This is a genomic window from Pseudomonas sp. G1002 (genome assembly GCF_013385455.1).
Taxonomy (GTDB): domain Bacteria; phylum Pseudomonadota; class Gammaproteobacteria; order Pseudomonadales; family Pseudomonadaceae; genus Aquipseudomonas.
The window spans coordinates 270,765-287,969 of record NZ_JACAPY010000027.1 but is presented as its reverse complement, the minus strand read 5'-3'; the positions used below and the strand labels follow the sequence as shown (position 1 = coordinate 287,969).

Below are 17,205 nucleotides of genomic sequence, written 5' to 3'. Positions count from 1 at the left end.
CATGTTCAAGCCCCTGGCGTTAGCCGCTGCTGTGCTCACTGCGTTCAGCCTGAATGCCTTTGCCGCCAAGACCGAGTTGACCGTGTACACGGCCCTCGAAGCCGAGCAATTGAAGACTTACAAACAAGCCTTCGAAAAGGCTAACCCGGACATCGATATCAAATGGGTGCGCGACTCCACTGGCATCATCACCGCCAAGCTGCTGGCCGAAAAAGCCCGCCCGCAGGCTGACGTGGTCTGGGGCCTGGCGGCTTCCAGCCTGGCGATTCTCGATCAGCAGGGCATGCTGCAAAACTACGCACCGGCAGATTTGAGCAAGATCGGTGCGAACTACCGCGACGCCGCCAACCCGCCGGCCTGGGTCGGCATGGACGTGTGGGCTGCGACCATTTGCTTCAACACCGTCGAAGCCGAAAAGCAGGGCCTGAGCAAGCCGGTGAGCTGGCAGGACCTGACCAAGCCTGAATACAAGGGCAAGATCGTGATGCCCAACCCGGCCTCGTCCGGCACCGGTTTCCTGGATGTGAGTGCCTGGTTGCAGACCTTCGGCGAGAAGCAGGGCTGGCAGTACATGGACGACCTGCACCAGAACATCGGCCAGTACGTTCACTCCGGTTCCAAACCCTGCAAGCTGGCGGCCTCGGGTGAATTCCCGATCGGCATTTCCTTCGAATACCCGGCCGTTCAGCTGAAGCGCCAGGGCGCACCGCTGGACATCATCCTGCCGAAAGAAGGCCTGGGCTGGGATATCGAAGCCACTGCCGTGATCAAGGGCACTGCCCACGCAGACGCGGCACAGAAACTCGCCGACTTCTCCGCCAGCCCCGCGGCGATGGAGCTGTACAAGGAAAACTTCGCGGTACTGGCCCAGCCGGGCATCGCCAAGCCGCAGACCGAGTTGCCGGCGGACTACGAGCAGCGGTTGATCAAGAATGACTTTGCCTGGGCGTCGAAAAACCGCGACAGCATCCTGACCGAATGGCGCAAGCGCTATGACGGCAAGTCGGAAAAACAATAACCACCGATCGTTCCCACGCGCTGCGTGGGAACGCTGCTCTGGACGCTCTGCGTCCGCTTTTGTAGTCGTGACGCGGAGCGTCACAGGATGCATTCCCACGCGGAGCGTGGGAACGAGAGGTCTTCATGACACAACTGCTGATCATCGGCGCCGGCATCCTCGGCCTGTCCCACGCTTATGCGGCCGCCAAACGCGGCCTCAAGGTCAAGGTCTTCGAGCGTAGCGCCACACCGCTGGGTGCTTCCGTGCGCAACTTCGGCCAGGCACTGGTCACCGGCCAGCCGCCCGGGCCGATGCTCGACCTGGCGCGGGAAAGCCGCGAGATCTGGGGCCAGTGGGCGCAACTCGCCGGCATCCAGCTCAAGCGCAACGGCTCTTATTTGTTCGCCCGCACCGAAGCCGAAGAGCACTTGCTTGAAGCCTTCTGCGCCGGTCGCGCGCAAGAACACGGTTATCGCGTCAAGTTGCTGCAAGGCGCCGCCCTGCACGAGCTGTACGGTGGCCGGTTCGCCCATCACCGCGCTGCGCTTCACGGCCTGGATGATCAACAACTGTATTCCCGCGAAGCCATCCCGGCGCTGATCAACTACCTGAGCCGCGAACTGAACGTGGAGTTTCATTTCTCCACCCTGGTGCGCGACATCGAACCCGGCCAGGTGCACACCACTGCCGGCTCCTTTCGCGGCGAGCAGATCATTGTCTGCTCCGGTCACGACTACCAGACGCTGCTGGCCGAGGAGATTGCCGAACTCAACCCGCAAATCTGCCGCCTGCAAATGCTGCGCGCCCGGCCTGCGGTGGCGTTGAACCTGCAACACGCGCTGCTGACCGGCCTCAGCTGCGTGCACTACGGCGCCTTCGCTGACTTGCCGGAAGCCGCGCCGGTGCAGGCCGAAATCCTGCGGGATGTACCGCACCTGCATGAAAACGGTATTCACCTGCTGATCAGCCCGACACCCTATGGCGAACTGATCATCGGGGATTCTCACCATTACGGCAGCGATCCTTCACCGTTCAACGCCGAACAGGTGGACAACTGGATGATCGAACTGGCCGAACATACCCTGGGCTGCAAGATCCAGGTCGTGGAGCGCTGGCAGGGCGTCTATGGTTCCCGTGGGCCGGGGCCGTTCTCGTTCACGCGGGCGGCGCCGGGGGTGAGCGCGGCGTTGATGCACACCGGCGTGGGCATGAGCGTCGGGCCGGCGATGGCCGAGCGCAATATCACTGAGCTGTGGGGGAGTGCGTGATGAAAGCAGAGCAGGCAATCGCCGAGGTCTTCGGCCTGTACGAACAACACGGCACCGCCGATTACATTGGCGAGCCGGTCTCGCAGATCGAACACATGTCCCAGGCCGCGCAGTTGGCCATGGCTGAAGGCTTCGATGATGAAGTGGTGCTGGCGGCGTTCTTCCACGATATCGGGCATATCTGCGGCCAAGGTGGCGAGAACATGGGCGGTTATGGTGTGGTCAGCCATGAACGGCTGGGCGCCGATTATCTGCGCCGGGCGGGCTTCAGCGAGCGCCTGGCAAAACTGGTGGAATACCACGTGCAGGCCAAGCGTTACCTGACCTTCAGCCAGCCGGACTACTATGCGCGGTTGAGCGAGGCCAGCCGCCGCACCCTGGGTTACCAGGGCGGCGTGATGACCGCCGAGGAAGCCCGGGCGTTCGAGCAGGACCCGTTGTGCGCCGTCAGCCTGCGCATGCGTCACTGGGATGAACAAGCCAAGGAAATGCACGTGCCGGTGCTGGACCTTGAAGTGTTGAAATCCAAGGCCCGGCAACTGTTGGCGGCTTAGGTCTCGTCCAGGCGCTGGGCCAGGGCTTCGATCTGTTCCTGGCGTTCGGCCTGGCTCAACCTGGGGTGCGGGTTGAGGGACGACCATTGCGGATGGGCGCGGGCCTTGTTCAGGGCTTCGGGCAATTTGCCTTCGCGCCAGGTCTTGTCCTGTGGCGTGTCGACCTTGATGCTGTGGATCGCCGCATGGCCCCGCAGGTTCAGGGCCTTGAGCAGTTGCCGCTGGCGCAGGGCCAACAGGCGCAGCACGCTGTCGTCGACGGTCAGCTCGCGCTGGCCCTTGATCTTGCCCAGCAGGCGGCTGCCATAACTGCGGGCAGTTTGCAGCGCGCCTCCCGCGATGGCTCCGGCGAGGGCGGCGGCGCCGAGGGTCAGGCCGCCTACGAGTAGATCCACACCTGCACCGGCCGCCGCGCCGGCTGCGATACCGCCACCGACCCGCACGCCCAGTTGCTTGAGGGTCTCGGGGTTGAACAGGTCATCGCCCCAGCGCCCGTCCAGCAGCGGTAAATCGCTGGCGGCGGCGTCCTGCGGGCGGAAGCCGAACAGCTTGAGCAAGGCTTCCACGCAACGCTGTTCGCGCTGGCGCACGGCTTTGCGCAGTTCGCTGATGGCTTGCTGTTCTACCTCGGCTTCGCTGACCACGCTGCGGCGGCAGGCGGCGCAGTCGACCAGCAGTTCGGCGATCAGCCGCGCCGCACTTTGCTGGCGGGCCTGGCGCTGGGCTTCCTGATCAAGGATCAGCCGTTCCAGTTGCCCACGGGAGTTTTCCAGCAGCAGGGCGAGGCTTTCATAGAGGCGGCGCTCGCCGTCTTCCGGCGGCGCCACGCTGTCAAAACGCACCAGCGCATGCAGGCCGAGGCGGGCGAGGACTTCGCGCCAGTCCGGTTCGCGGTGGTCGGCGCTGCTGACAAAATTGAGCACTGGCAGCAACGGTTTGCCGCAACTGGCGAGCACTTGCAGCTCATCGCGGTACTTGGCCAGCACCGGCTCCCGGGCGTCTATCACATACAGCCCGGCGTCGGAGGCGAGCAGTTGGCGCAGCACCTTGGCTTCCTGTTCGAAGCGTTGCCGGGCCTCGCTGCCTTCCAGAAAACGCGCCAGCCGTGCCGGGCCGTCGAGGCGTTCGCCGGGGCGGTCCAGGCGTTCGAGGTAATCGAGCAGGGCGATGGCATCTTCCAGGCCCGGCGTGTCGTACAGCTCCAGCAAGGCTTCGCCGTCCACCGACAAGCGCGCACCTTCGACATGCCGGGTGGTGCTGGGACGATGGGAGACTTCACCAAAGCCGACGTCTCGCGTGAGCGTGCGCAGCAACGAGGTCTTGCCGACGTTGGTGTGGCCGACCACCGCAAGTTTCAGGGGCTTAGTCATGACCGGTCTCCAGCCAGGTGAGCGGCGCGCAATCGGCGAACGGTATCTCCAGTTGTTGCAAGGCCGTGTGCCAATCACCCAGGCGCTCAGCATCCAGGGCTTGGCCGGCGGGCGCTTGCAGCAGCCAGACCCGAGTGGCGGTGGCGCTGCGGGCCAGTTCGGCAATCAGCGCAAGGCTGCCGCGATCCGGCGAGCGGCGTGGGTCGCAGGCGATGGCCAGGCGCGCGGGCGGGAAGCGGGTGAGTTGCTCCAGCAGCTTCTTGCGGGATTCACGGCTGTCGAGGATGCCGGCGTCCTTGACACTGGCCGGGAGCTTCGGCGGCCATGGGCGCTGGTCGTCCAGCTCGATGGCCACCAGCAGGGCGCCGTTGCTTTCCAGTTCACTGACGCCGCCGGTCACGTGGTGCAATTGTTCGGGCGCCGCATCATTGACCCCAAGCCGTTCGCTGCTGGGCATCAGCCGTTCACGCAGTTGGCTGTAGCCGGGCAGGTTAAGGTCGAGGCTCAGGGCGGCGCGCCCGCGTTTCCAGCGCCACAGGCACAGCAGCGCGAGGATCAGGCGCGGCAGGATGCCGTATACCAGCAGCACGCCCACCAGCCAGGCGGCCCAGGCCTGGCGGGCGCTTTCGATATTCAGGGCGGCATCGCCGCTGGCGCGGATCATCTCGACAGTGGGCACATTGAAGCCGAGCAAGGCGGGCAGGGCGCCGAGGGTTTGGGTCACGGCGACAAAGGTGTCGGCCCGCAGGATAGTGGTTTCCCACACAAAGCCGTAGCGCCGGGTGGCCAACAGCGTCAGCAGGATCACCAGGGCGCTGAGCAGGGCCAGCAGCCACAGGCTGTTGACCAGCACACCGACGGCCCAGCGATTGAGCTTGCGCCGTTGCAGCAACAGCAGCAGGGCGGGCGCCAGTTGCGCGGCCTTGGCGTCGCGGGCGAGTTTTTCGCTGAGCCATAACCACAGGCGGCCAAGACTGGCGCCGTGTTCGCCGGCAAACAACAGGCCCAGGGCCCAGCTCAACAACAGGATCAGGTTCAAACCCAGCAGGCTGCCCAGGGCCCAGAACACATTGACCGGCGCCAACCCGTTGCCCAGCGCGGCAAACGCCAGGCCGGCGCCGCTGATAATGGCGACTGCCGCCAGCAGGATCAGCGCCAGGCGCGCACCTTGCAGCCAGCGGGTCAGGGCGGCGGTCAGGCCATCGCGTTCGGCCAGCCACAGCGCGCGGTTTTGAATGCGCGTGGGCAAATCGCCGCCGACGCTGCGGGCCAGGCGATTGGCTTCCTGGTCTTCCAGGGCGCCCGCGTGTTCCTCGCGCAGGCGCACGGTTTCGGTCAGCCAGAGTGTTTGCAGGGGATTCAGAGCTGTCACGCGCCGTCCTGTTGAGCCAGTGAGGTTGGAGCATAACCGCTGGAACGCCGGTTGGGGTATGCCGCGCGCGCCTCTGGTATTCTCGTCGCCATGAAAAAAACTCTCCCTTTAAGCCTGATCGCAGCCCTCGGTGAAAACCGTGTGATCGGCGTCGACAACAGCATGCCCTGGCATTTGCCGGGGGATTTCAAATATTTCAAGGCCACCACCTTGGGCAAGCCGATCATCATGGGGCGCAAGACCTGGGATTCCCTGGGGCGACCGTTGCCGGGCCGGTTGAACATTGTGGTCAGCCGTCAGACCGATCTGGCGCTGGAAGGTGCGGAAGTTTTTCCGTCACTGGACGCGGCCGTGGAGCGGGCTGAGGAATGGGCCAAGGCGCAGGGCGTGGATGAGCTGATGCTGATCGGCGGCGCGCAGTTGTATGCCCAGGGGCTGGAGCAGGCGGATCGTCTGTATTTGACGCGGGTGGCGTTGAGCCCGGACGGGGATGCGTGGTTTCCCGAGTTTGATTTGAACCAGTGGAAGCTGGTGTCGAATGTCGAGAATGCGGCTGAGGGTGACAAGCCGGCGTACAACTTCGAAGTCTGGGAAAAAGCCTAAGAGCATCGCAGGCAAGCCAGCTCCCACAGTTGACCGAGTATTACTGAAAAAACCGGTTCAATGTGGGAGCTGGCTTGCCTGCGATAGCGGTCTGTCAGGCCTGCGCCAGTTCCGCATGCTCATCGGCATTGAGCAGCTCTTTATCCGTCTGCTGCATGATCTGGCTGGTAATCGCCCCGGCCGTCATCGAACCGTTCACGTTCAATGCCGTACGGCCCATGTCGATCAGCGGCTCAACCGAAATCAGCAGCGCCACCAGTGACACCGGCAAGCCCATCGCCGGCAGCACGATCAGCGCGGCAAACGTCGCACCGCCGCCCACGCCCGCCACACCGGCCGAACTCAAGGTCACAATCGCCACCAGTGTTGCGATCCACAGCGGGTCCAGCGGGTTGATACCCACGGTCGGCGCAACCATCACCGCCAGCATCGCCGGATAAAGGCCGGCACAACCGTTCTGGCCAATCGTCGCGCCAAACGAGGCGGCAAAGCCGGCGATGGACTGCGGAATCCCCAAGCGACGGGTCTGCGCTTCAATGCTCAGCGGGATGCTGGCGGCGCTGGAGCGGCTGGTGAAGGCAAACGTCAGCACCGGCCAGACCTTGCGGAAGAACCGCAGCGGGTTGATCCCGGCCAGCGACAGCAGCAGGCCATGCACCACAAACATCAGGCCCAGGGCCAGGTACGACACCACCACAAAACTGCCGAGCTTGATGATGTCTTGCAGGTTGGAGCTGGCGACCACTTTGGTCATCAGCGCCAATACGCCGTACGGGGTCAGCTTCATCACCAGGCGCACCAGGCGCATCACCCAGGCTTGCAGGGTGTCGATGGCGTTGAGGACTTTCTGGCCTTTTTCCACGTCATCCTTGAGCAGTTGCAGCGCGGCAACCCCGAGGAATGCGGCAAAGATCACCACACTGATGATCGACGTCGGCTTGGCCCGGGCCAGGTCGGCGAACGGGTTCTGCGGGATGAACGACAGCAGCAGTTGCGGGATATTCAGGTCGGCGACCTTGCCCGCGTAATCACTCTGGATCACTTGCAGGCGCGCCATTTCCTGGGTGCCGGCCACCAGGCCTTCGGCGGTGAGGCCGAACAGGTTGGTCAGGCCGATACCGATCAGCGCCGCAATCGCCGTGGTGAACAGCAGCGTGCCGATGGTCAGGAAGCTGATCTTGCCCAGGGACGAGGCGTTATGCAGACGGGCCACGGCGCTGAGGATCGAGGCGAACACCAGCGGGATCACGATCATTTGCAGCAACTGCACGTAACCGTTGCCGACCAGGTCGAACCAGCCGATCGAGGCCTTGAGCACCGGGTTGCCGGCACCGTAGATCGCGTGCAGCACCACACCGAAGATCACGCCGAGTACCAACGCGAACAACACCTTCTTGGCGAGGCTCCAGTTGGTTCGGCGGGTTTGTGCCAGGCCCAGCAGCAAGGCCACGAACACCAGTAAGTTGAGAATCAGGGGCAGATTCATTGAAGCTCCGTTGAGAAGGCAGCCAATCGCAGGAGCCTGCGATTGCGAACCGGCAAGCCTAACAGCTTGAAATATATTGATTTAATAACGTTATCGCATGGTGACTGTCGTTTTTGGAATAAGCGGATGACGCGCAGGCGTATGGCATTGGCGCGATCACGACGAAAGCGGTCGCGCTCGGGCGATAACTGTCATACAGATTTGTTAGCGTCGATGTCTTTCACTCAGGGAGAAAACGCACATGAAGCTAGCGCCGAAACTGTTTGCCGCCGCGCTGTGCCTGGGCCTCGCGAGCCAGGCCTTTGCCGCCACCGAGTTGAAACATTGGCCTGCGGCTGCCGCCAAGCAACTGGACACGATGATTGCTGCCAATGCCAATAAGGGCAACTTCGCGGTGTTCGACATGGACAACACCAGTTATCGCTACGACCTTGAAGAGTCATTGCTGCCGTACCTGGAAAACAAGGGCCTGATCACCCGCGACACCATGGACCCTTCCCTGAAGCTGATCCCGTTCAAAGACACCGCCGACCACAAGGAAAGCCTCTTCAGCTACTACTACCGCCTCTGCGAAGTCGACGACATGGTCTGCTACCCGTGGGTCGCGCAGATTTTCTCCGGCTTCACCCTCAAGGAACTCAAGGGCTACGTCGACGAGATGATGGCGTCGGGCAAGCCGGTGCCGGTCACCTATTACGACGGTGACGTGGTCAAGAACATGGAAGTGCAGCCGCCGAAGGTCTTCACCGGCCAGGCTGAGCTGTTCAACAAGCTGATGGAAAACGGCATCGAGGTCTACGTGATGACCGCCGCGTCCGAAGAGTTGGTGCGCATGGTCGCGGCCGATCCGAAGTACGGCTACAACGTCAAACCCGAGAATGTCATCGGCGTGAGCACCTTGCTCAAGGACCGCAAGACCGGCGAGCTGACCACCGCCCGCAAGCAGATTGCCGCCGGCAAGTATGACGAGAAGGCCAACCTCGGCCTGGAGCTGACCCCGTACCTGTGGACCCCGGCCACCTGGATGGCCGGCAAGCACGCAGCGATCCTGACCTATATCGACGAGTGGAAAAAACCGGTGATCGTCGGTGGCGACACGCCGACCAGTGACGGCTACATGCTGTTCCATGACGTGGACGTGGCCAAGGGCGGCATCCACCTGTGGATCAACCGTAAAGACAAATACATGACCCAGCTCAACGGCATGATGGCCAAGCACGCTGCGGCCCAGGCCAAGGAAGGGTTGCCGGTGACGGCGGATAAAAACTGGGTGATCGTCAAGCCGGACGAGATTCAGTAAGTACGGCTGGACTCGGTCAAAAATGTGGGAGCGGGCTTGCTCGCGAAGGCGGTGGATCAGCCAGCTTATTCAGTAACTGGCACACCGCAATTCGCGAGCAAGCCCGCTCCCACAGTTGATCTCCTTTGTTTGGGGAATTATCTCCAGGCAAAAAAATGCCCCGCACATGGCGGGGCATTTTTATGGGCGAGGTTTACAGACCGTCAAGCATCGCCTTGTTACGCACAGCACCTTTGTCGGCACTGGTGGCCAGCAGGGCGTAAGCCTTCAACGCGGTAGTAACTTTGCGCGGACGCTTCTCAACCGGTTTCCAACCCTTCTTGTCCTGCTCAACCCGGCGTGCCGCCAGTTCTTCATCGCTGATCAACAGGTTGATCGAACGGTTCGGAATGTCGATCAGTACCTTGTCGCCATCCTGCACCAGGCCGATGGCACCGCCCGCAGCGGCTTCCGGCGAAGCGTGGCCGATGGACAGGCCCGAGGTACCGCCGGAGAAGCGGCCGTCGGTGAGCAAGGCGCAGGCTTTGCCCAGGCCCTTGGATTTCAGGTACGACGTCGGGTAGAGCATCTCTTGCATGCCCGGGCCGCCTTTCGGGCCTTCGTAACGGATGATGACGATGTCGCCTTCCTTCACTTCGTCAGCGAGGATGCCGCGTACCGAGCTGTCCTGGCTTTCGTAGATCTTGGCGCGGCCTTCGAACACGTGGATCGATTCGTCGACACCGGCGGTTTTCACGACGCAGCCATCGAGGGCGATGTTGCCGTACAGTACGGCCAGGCCGCCCTCTTTCGAATAGGCATGCTCGACACTGCGGATGCAGCCGTTTTCACGGTCGTCGTCGAGGGTTTCCCAACGGGTCGACTGGCTGAACGCGGTCTGCGTCGGGATGCCGGCCGGGCCGGCCTTGAAGAAGTGATGCACGGCTTCGTCAGTGGTCTGGGTGATGTCCCACTTGGCGATGCCTTCGGCGATGGATTTGCTGTGCACGGTCGGCAGGTCGGTGTGCAACAGGCCGCCACGGGCCAGGGAGCCGAGGATCGAGAAGATCCCGCCGGCGCGGTGCACGTCTTCCATGTGGTACTTCTGGATGTTCGGCGCGACTTTGCACAGTTGCGGCACGTGGCGCGACAGGCGGTCGATGTCCCGCAGGTCGAAGTCGATCTCGGCTTCCTGGGCGGCGGCCAGCAAGTGCAGGATGGTGTTGGTGGAACCGCCCATGGCGATGTCCAGGGTCATGGCGTTTTCGAACGCCTTGAAGTTGGCGATGTTGCGCGGCAACACCGACTCATCGTTCTCGGTGTAGTAACGCTTGCACAGCTCGACAATGGTGCGGCCGGCCTGCAGGAACAGCTGCTCGCGGTCGCTGTGGGTGGCCAATGTGGAGCCGTTGCCCGGCAACGCCAGGCCCAGGGCTTCCACCAGGCAGTTCATCGAGTTGGCGGTGAACATGCCGGAGCACGAACCGCAGGTAGGGCAGGCGCTGCGCTCGTATTCCGCGACCTTCTCGTCAGAAGCGCTGGAATCGGCGGCGATGACCATGGCGTCCACCAGGTCGAGGCCGTGGGAGGCGAGCTTGGTCTTGCCGGCTTCCATCGGGCCGCCGGAGACGAAGATCACCGGGATGTTCAGGCGCAGGGCGGCCATCAGCATGCCGGGGGTGATCTTGTCGCAGTTGGAGATGCACACGATGGCGTCGGCGCAGTGGGCGTTGACCATGTATTCCACGGAGTCGGCGATGATCTCGCGGCTCGGCAGGGAATACAGCATGCCGTCATGGCCCATGGCGATGCCGTCATCCACGGCGATGGTGTTGAATTCTTTCGCTACACCGCCGGCGCGTTCGATCTCGCGGGCGACCAGTTGGCCCAGGTCCTTGAGGTGGACGTGGCCGGGTACGAACTGGGTGAACGAGTTGGCAATCGCGATGATCGGCTTCTTGAAGTCGTCATCTTTCATCCCCGTGGCGCGCCACAGTGCGCGGGCGCCGGCCATGTTGCGGCCGTGGGTGGATGTTTTCGAGCGGTAATCAGGCATTGGAGCACTCCGGGCGGCTAATCAAGTACTAAAGGGGAGTGAGCTTCTAATTGACGACTGGAACACCCGATAAATGGCCGTGTGTCCGGAAGTTGCCACTCGCGTCGCGGGATCGCCGCTTGCTTGGGCCTCGAGCTCATAAACCCGCCGGGGGATGACTGGCGATGAATAGGTCCGATTCTACACCGCTGGCGGCCGGAGGGAATGGCCGCCAGCGTGTAGATAGCGCTTACGAGACGTGTGGGTGTGCAAGTTTCATGGTCAGCGACCGACCCGGGCGTTCGTCACCACGCCCCAAACGCTGAACACGATGAAGCTGATGGCGATGGTCATCAGCAGGTTTGCCCCGGCTTGGGCGAGGGCGGCGCTGCTGACGGCGGCGGTGATGAACATGATGCTGTTGCCGGCCGACGCGGCGGTGCCGGCGCTGCTGGAGAACAGCAACATGGCCGCGGAAATCGCGGCGGGGCGTACCAGGGTCACGGCCAGGGCGCTGATCAGCATCGGGATCAGCAGGGTGATGGTGGTGATAGCTCCAAGACCGACGATCAGCATCAGAAGCACGCCTGCGACAAGCAGCAATCCAAGGCCGATGTTGATTTGCCGGGACAGCGAGATGCGTTTTTGAAGATACGACGCCGCCAAGCCACCGAGCAGATAGGCCACGCCATACACCATGAGTACCAGTGCGTACTGGTATTCGGAGAGTTTCAGCGAGTCCATGAAAATCAACGGTGTCACGCTGATCAAGGCGAAGTAGCAGGCGAACACCAACGCGGCGATCCACCAGTAACGCAGGAAGTCGCGATTGGTTGCGACATCTTTCAGCGTGCCGATGATCGACACCTGCGTGCGGTGCGGGCTGGCGGACTTGGAGGGCAGTATGCAGAACGCATGGATCAACATGCCCGACGCCATCAGTGCGAACCCATAGAAACTACCTTGCCAGTCGAAGGTGGTTTGCAACCAGGAGCCGATCAGCGGTGACAAGGCGACGAACGAGCCGCTCAGGGTCATGTAGTAGAGGCGCACACGGGCGCGATCCTGTTCTTCGAACAGGTCCTCCACTAACGCGTGGCCCAGTACGAAGAAGCCGCAACCCATGGCCTGGACCGAGCGAAACAGCAGGAAGCTCAGGTAGTCCGTCGATAATGCGCAACCTATCGCACCCAGGATCGACAGCGTGATGCAACCGAGCAGGACTTCCTTGCGGCCCCATTTATCCGACAGCGGTCCGGCGACCAGTTGGGAAATCGAAAAAACCAGGGTGAACAGGCTGATGGACAGCGCCACATCGGCGGTGGGTGTATCGAACCTTTCAGCCAAGGCGGGGAAGGAGGGCAGCAGGATGTTGATCGGGAAGAAGCTGATAAGTGAGATGCAAGTGATGAGGATGAAGCGTGAGAATTGGTGGCGTTTTATCTCGCTGCCGAGTAAGGGCGAGCAGGAAGACTCAGACATTGTTTTTATTTCCGGTGGGGTGCCAAAAACCGATATTAGCCTTGGGTGGCGAGAATTCAATCAATAAAGGTGGAGCCATTCTCTTCCAAAGGCATGCTGTAAAAGGCTGCATCGCCAAGGCCTCAATCAGTCCTCAAAAGCTTTTCGAATTCATCGCTGAAAACCTGACCGTCGCTGTAACCGGCGCCTACGAAAAGTACCAACTGCTCTTTAAGGTCCTGTATGCCAAGGGCTTTCTCGATCTTGGTATCGTTGAGAGCGGAGGAAATCCAAGTATTAAGCCCCATGGCGGTTGAAATGAGCTGAGCGGTTTGTGAGATGTGTCCGGCCTCTATCAGGGCAACTCGGTAGGCTCTGGAGTGTGGGTACTTCCACCACAGTTTGTCGAATCGTGATGTAATGAAAATACCAAACGGAAGATTGTCGATGAAGTGCTGGCCGTTAAGGTAGTTTCCAAGAGGCTCTTGTATTCGACGAATCAGCCTGAGTGCGTGTAACTCCGGGTGGTAATAATAAAGTCCGGGATTTACGCCTCTTATGTTGTACGCATACACATAACCTTCGCTGGAGCTTAATCCACCACCTGACGGGCTGCTTCGTCTAGCGCGGAAAGAGGGGGGCGTTAAATGTGAGGTGTCTTGCAGGCGTTCTTTCAAGTGCCCTAGAGACAGGTAGAGCAGCGTACTCAGGTCTTCTAAAGAAATGCTTTTGTTTAAATAGGTGCGGCAGGTTTTTCGCTTAATTAACGTGTGTTGCAGTAACGGGTATGTTCTGAGAGATTCGTTTGGTGAGGGTTGCGGCAGACTGATAAAGTCTTCTGATTGGAGATGGGCGAACCGATTCGAGTCAGGAGGACTCTTGCGCATTGCGCCCTGGCAGTGGGCCAAATAATGAGCTGCCCAACTGACGCTGTCTGTAGGTTGATCAGCGTCTGATAAGTCTTTTGTACCGATGTGGAATATCCTCGACAAGTCATCCCACCCCCACTGGTTATCTAACGTTGGCGCACCTTGTTGAATAATTGCATGGTGAGTGAACGTCGAGTCGATCTCAAACTCAGGGTTATAAAGCGAAAGGTCGTATATTAGTTCTAGCAGTCGCTGCGAGTGCGCGCGATCTAATTCAAATTGCTCATGAGTTTTGTAGTTCCAGATGATCAGATGTTGTGATTTGGTTAAGAAAAATAAGTTGGGATTTATGTGCATTGTTTTCTTCCCGTTCTTAGGGCTGGGTTGGCGTACAACCCAGCTTGTCATCAACGACTTATTTAGGCATTCCAATCAATGCGAATGCTGCCAGTGCTTTTGACTCAAGAACGATTGCCTTCATATCAGCTCTCCATTTCATTAAGTTAAATGGCTGTCACACAAAATGATTGTGACAGAAACTAGGCTAGGCGCTGGTTTTAGATTTATCTAGTCAGGAGGCGTAGGAGGATTCTGCTGGCGTTGTAGTATGTTTTTGCTGTAACGATGAAGCTATATGTGGTTTTTGACGTTGTACAAGAAATTAAAAAGTTTGCTTTTATTTGAAGGCGCGGCTTTGTGAATTGATGCTGCCCGGAGCCAGTCGGGCAGCATCGCGGGAATAACTTAGCTATTCGGCAACAACCGGCAAGTAATGCTCTTGATATACCGGGTCTCGGCAATCGCCGGGTGCACCGGGTGGTCCGGGCCCTGGCCGCCGCGTTCCAGCATCTGGATGTTGCGATCCAGGTGACGGGCGCTGGTCAGCAGGATGTTTTGCAGGTCGTCTTCCGGCAAGTGCATCGAGCACGAAGCGCTGACCAGGATGCCGTCCTTGCTGAGCAGGCGCATGGCTTGCTCGTTCAGGCGGCGGTAGGCGCCTTCGCCGTTCTTCATGTCTTTCTTGCGCTTGATGAAGGCAGGCGGGTCGGCCACGATCACGTCGAAACGCTCTTCGCTGGCTTTCAGCTCTTTGAGGGCTTCGAACACGTCGCCTTCGATGCAGGTCATTTTCTCGGCAACGCCGTTCAGTGCCGCGTTGCGCTCCACGCCGTCGAGGGCGAAGGCGGAGGCGTCGACGCAGAACACTTCACTGGCACCGAAGGCGGCCGCTTGCACGCCCCAGCCGCCGATGTAGCTGTACAGGTCGAGTACGCGTTTGCCTTTGGCATACGGGGCCAGGCGGGCGCGGTTCATGCGGTGGTCGTAGAACCAGCCGGTCTTCTGGCCCTGGATCACCGGCGCTTCGAACTTCACGCCGTTTTCTTCGAGGGCAACCCACTCCGGCACCAGGCCGAATACGGTTTCGACGTAGCGGTTGAGGCCTTCGGCATCACGCGCAGCGGAGTCGTTCTTGAACAGGATGCCGCTTGGCTTGAGCACTTGGGTCAGTGCGGCAATCACGTCTTCCTTGTGGGCTTCCATGGTCGCCGAAGCGATCTGCACCACCAGGATGTCGCCGAAACGGTCGACCACCAGGCCTGGCAACAAGTCGGAATCGCCGTACACCAGGCGGTAGAACGGCTTGTCGAACAGGCGGTCACGCAGGGACAGGGCGACGTTGATGCGGTGCACCAGCAGCGACTTGTCCAGCGGCAACTTGATGTCGCGGGACAGCAGGCGGGCGCAGATCAGGTTGTTCGGGCTCATGGCCACGATGCCGAGGGTCTTGCCGCCGGCTGCTTCCAGGATCGCCTGGTCGCCTGCCTGGAAGCCGTGAAGAGGTGTGGCGGCCACATCGATTTCGTTGCTGTAGACCCACAGGTGGCCGTTGCGCAAACGACGATCGGCGTTGGCTTTGAGACGCAGGCTTGGCAGGGACATGACGTCGCTCCGGAAAAAAGAGCGGGAGTATACCGTGTTGTGCAGTACTTGGCGGTGCCGCCGGACATGTGGAAGCGGTTCAGTTCGGGTTTTTGAGGTGTCAGCCTGGTTGCCATAAAGGTTAGAATCGCCGCCTAGTCCAGAGTGTGCCCCCTATGTCCCAAGAGCTATCCGCCGAACAGATCCAACAGAGCCTCCAAGGCATCAGTGTGCCGCCTCAACCGCAAATCATGGTGGATTTGCAGATGGAGCAGTACATGCCCGATCCGGACCTGGAAGTGATCGCCCGGTTGATCGCCCAGGACCCGGGCCTCTCCGGCTCGCTGCTGAAGATCGTCAATTCGCCGTATTACGGTCTGAGCAACAAGATCGTCTCGATCCAGCGCGCGGTGAACCTGCTGGGCAGCCGCTCCATCGTCAACCTGATCAACGCGCAGTCGATCAAGGGCGAGATGAGCGACGACACGATCGTCACCCTCAACCGTTTCTGGGACACCGCCCAGGACGTGGCCATGACCTGCCTGGCCCTGGCCAAGCGCACCGGCAGCCAGGCGGTCGATGAAGCCTACGCATTGGGGCTGTTCCACGATTGTGGCGTGCCGTTGATGCTCAAGCGTTTCCCGAACTACATGAGTGTGCTGGAAGAGGCCTATGCCAACGCCGGCCCGGAGTGCCGTGTGGTCGACACCGAGAACCAGGCGTTCAACACCAACCATGCCGTGGTGGGTTACTACACCGCCAAATCCTGGCGCCTGCCGGAACATGTGACCGATGCCATCGCCAATCACCACAATGCCCTGGCGATTTTCAGCGACGAGTCCAACCAGAAGCCGCAGCTGAAAAACCTGCTGGCGATCCTGAAGATGGCCGAGCACATTTGTGCGTCGTACCGCGTGCTGGGCAACCAGGTGGATGACCATGAGTGGAACGCCATCGGCCCGCTGGTGCTGGACCATATCGGCCTGTCGGACTACGACTTCGAGAGCTTGAAGTTGTCGATCCGCGAGCTGGGCGCGCACTAACCCTTTTTCCAAGAGGTACACATGCCCGAGTTACCGGAAGTCGAAACCACCCGGCGCGGAATTGCGCCGCACCTGGAAGGCCAGCGGGTCAGCCGTGTGGTGGTGCGTGAGCGGCGCCTGCGCTGGCCGATCCCGGAAGACCTGGATGTGCGGCTGTCCGGGCAACGGATCGTGCTGGTGGAACGGCGGGCCAAGTACCTGTTGATCAATGCCGAGGTCGGCACCCTGATCAGCCACTTGGGCATGTCGGGCAACCTGCGCCTGGTGGAGGCCGGCAGCCCGGCGGCCAAGCATGAGCATGTGGATATCGAGCTGGAGTCGGGCCTGGCCCTGCGCTACACCGACCCGCGACGCTTTGGCGCGATGCTCTGGAGCCTCGACCCGCTGAACCACGAGCTGCTGATCCGCCTGGGGCCGGAGCCGTTGACCGACCTGTTCGACGGCGAGCGGCTATTCCAGCTGTCCCGTGGACGCTCGATGGCGGTGAAGCCGTTCATCATGGACAACGCGGTGGTGGTGGGCGTGGGCAATATCTATGCGACGGAAGCGCTGTTTGCCGCCGGGATTGATCCGCGCCGGGAAGCCAAGGGCATTTCCCGTGGGCGTTACCTGAAGCTGGCGATCGAGATCAAACGCATCCTGGCGGCGGCCATCGAGCGCGGCGGCACCACGCTGCGGGACTTTATCGGTGGCGACGGACAGCCGGGGTATTTCCAGCAGGAATTGTTCGTCTATGGCCGTGGTGGCGAGGCGTGCAAGGTCTGTGGGACCGAATTGCGCAACGTGATGCTGGGGCAGCGGGCGAGTGTGTTTTGCCCGAAGTGTCAGAGCTGACAATTTGTGGTGCTGCTGATGGCCTCTTCGCGAGCAAGCCCGCTCCCACATTCGACCGAGTTCCACCTTTGGAATGCAGTGGAATGTGGGAGCGGGCTTGCTCGCGAAGGG

General features: G+C 61.0%; 14 protein-coding genes. 7 read left to right on the top strand and 7 right to left on the bottom strand.

Going from position 1 to position 17,205, the window contains the following annotated elements; genetic code table 11:
- The first annotated feature begins 1 nt into the window (after position 1).
- From HX801_RS15570 to HX801_RS15560, 3 genes are all read left to right on the top strand, one after another.
- Positions 2-1,018, top strand: a complete 1,017-nt coding sequence (locus HX801_RS15570; protein WP_177022343.1) for a putative 2-aminoethylphosphonate ABC transporter substrate-binding protein — start codon at positions 2-4, stop codon at positions 1,016-1,018.
- 125 nt (positions 1,019-1,143) lie between these two features.
- The gene (locus HX801_RS15565) at positions 1,144-2,268 is read left to right on the top strand and encodes a TIGR03364 family FAD-dependent oxidoreductase (RefSeq protein ID WP_177022342.1); all 1,125 of its coding nucleotides are present in this window, start codon (positions 1,144-1,146) and stop codon (positions 2,266-2,268) included.
- The gene (locus HX801_RS15560) at positions 2,268-2,822 is read left to right on the top strand and encodes a phosphonate degradation HD-domain oxygenase (protein WP_102604113.1); all 555 of its coding nucleotides are present in this window, start codon (positions 2,268-2,270) and stop codon (positions 2,820-2,822) included. Before HX801_RS15565 ends, HX801_RS15560 begins: the two co-directional genes overlap by 1 nt.
- Here the strand turns inward: HX801_RS15560 and HX801_RS15555 are convergent.
- Positions 2,819-4,192 (bottom strand): DUF3482 domain-containing protein, encoded by a 1,374-nt coding sequence (locus tag HX801_RS15555; protein ID WP_177022341.1) that lies wholly within the window; start codon positions 4,190-4,192, stop codon positions 2,819-2,821. The two genes, HX801_RS15560 and HX801_RS15555, sit on opposite strands and share 4 nt — an antisense overlap.
- Positions 4,185-5,564: a DUF2868 domain-containing protein gene (locus HX801_RS15550; RefSeq protein WP_177022340.1), complete on the bottom strand. Its 1,380-nt coding sequence runs from the start codon at positions 5,562-5,564 to the stop codon at positions 4,185-4,187. The genes HX801_RS15555 and HX801_RS15550 overlap by 8 nt, the downstream gene beginning before the upstream one ends.
- 90 nt (positions 5,565-5,654) lie before the next feature.
- Here HX801_RS15550 and HX801_RS15545 point away from each other — a divergent pair, with 90 nt between their 5' ends.
- Positions 5,655-6,167 carry a dihydrofolate reductase gene (locus HX801_RS15545; RefSeq protein WP_008438965.1) on the top strand — a complete coding sequence of 171 codons (513 nt, stop codon included), beginning with the start codon at positions 5,655-5,657 and terminating at the stop codon, positions 6,165-6,167.
- A gap of 94 nt (positions 6,168-6,261) precedes the next feature.
- Here the strand turns inward: HX801_RS15545 and HX801_RS15540 are convergent, their stop codons facing one another.
- Complete coding sequence (locus tag HX801_RS15540) at positions 6,262-7,653, bottom strand: L-cystine transporter (protein WP_003213804.1); 1,392 nt, start codon at positions 7,651-7,653, stop codon at positions 6,262-6,264.
- A gap of 241 nt (positions 7,654-7,894) precedes the next feature.
- Between HX801_RS15540 and HX801_RS15535 the strand changes: the two genes are divergently transcribed.
- Positions 7,895-8,953: a phosphorylcholine phosphatase gene (locus HX801_RS15535; RefSeq protein WP_003213803.1), complete on the top strand. Its 1,059-nt coding sequence runs from the start codon at positions 7,895-7,897 to the stop codon at positions 8,951-8,953.
- 193 nt (positions 8,954-9,146) lie between these two features.
- Here HX801_RS15535 and ilvD read toward each other — a convergent pair whose 3' ends face one another.
- From ilvD to HX801_RS15515, 4 genes are all read right to left on the bottom strand, one after another.
- Positions 9,147-10,988, bottom strand: a complete 1,842-nt coding sequence (ilvD, locus tag HX801_RS15530) for a dihydroxy-acid dehydratase (RefSeq protein ID WP_003213802.1) — start codon at positions 10,986-10,988, stop codon at positions 9,147-9,149.
- Positions 10,989-11,249: 261 nt separating this feature from the next.
- Entirely contained in the window at positions 11,250-12,449 is a 1,200-nt protein-coding gene (locus HX801_RS15525; RefSeq protein WP_177022339.1) for an MFS transporter, read from the bottom strand.
- Positions 12,450-12,571: 122 nt separating this feature from the next.
- A complete protein-coding gene (locus tag HX801_RS15520) occupies positions 12,572-13,654 on the bottom strand; it encodes a SagB/ThcOx family dehydrogenase (protein WP_177022338.1) in 1,083 nt (360 codons plus the stop codon).
- Between the two features lie 387 nt (positions 13,655-14,041).
- Complete coding sequence (locus tag HX801_RS15515; RefSeq protein WP_003213799.1) at positions 14,042-15,238, bottom strand: class I SAM-dependent rRNA methyltransferase; 1,197 nt, start codon at positions 15,236-15,238, stop codon at positions 14,042-14,044.
- A gap of 209 nt (positions 15,239-15,447) precedes the next feature.
- On the opposite strand from HX801_RS15515, the gene HX801_RS15510 reads away from it, so the two are divergent.
- Complete coding sequence (locus HX801_RS15510) at positions 15,448-16,260, top strand: HDOD domain-containing protein (protein WP_174717803.1); 813 nt, start codon at positions 15,448-15,450, stop codon at positions 16,258-16,260.
- Positions 16,261-16,281: 21 nt separating this feature from the next.
- Entirely contained in the window at positions 16,282-17,094 is an 813-nt protein-coding gene (gene mutM / locus HX801_RS15505; protein WP_008438968.1) for a bifunctional DNA-formamidopyrimidine glycosylase/DNA-(apurinic or apyrimidinic site) lyase, read from the top strand.
- The last annotated feature ends 111 nt before the right edge of the window (positions 17,095-17,205 follow it).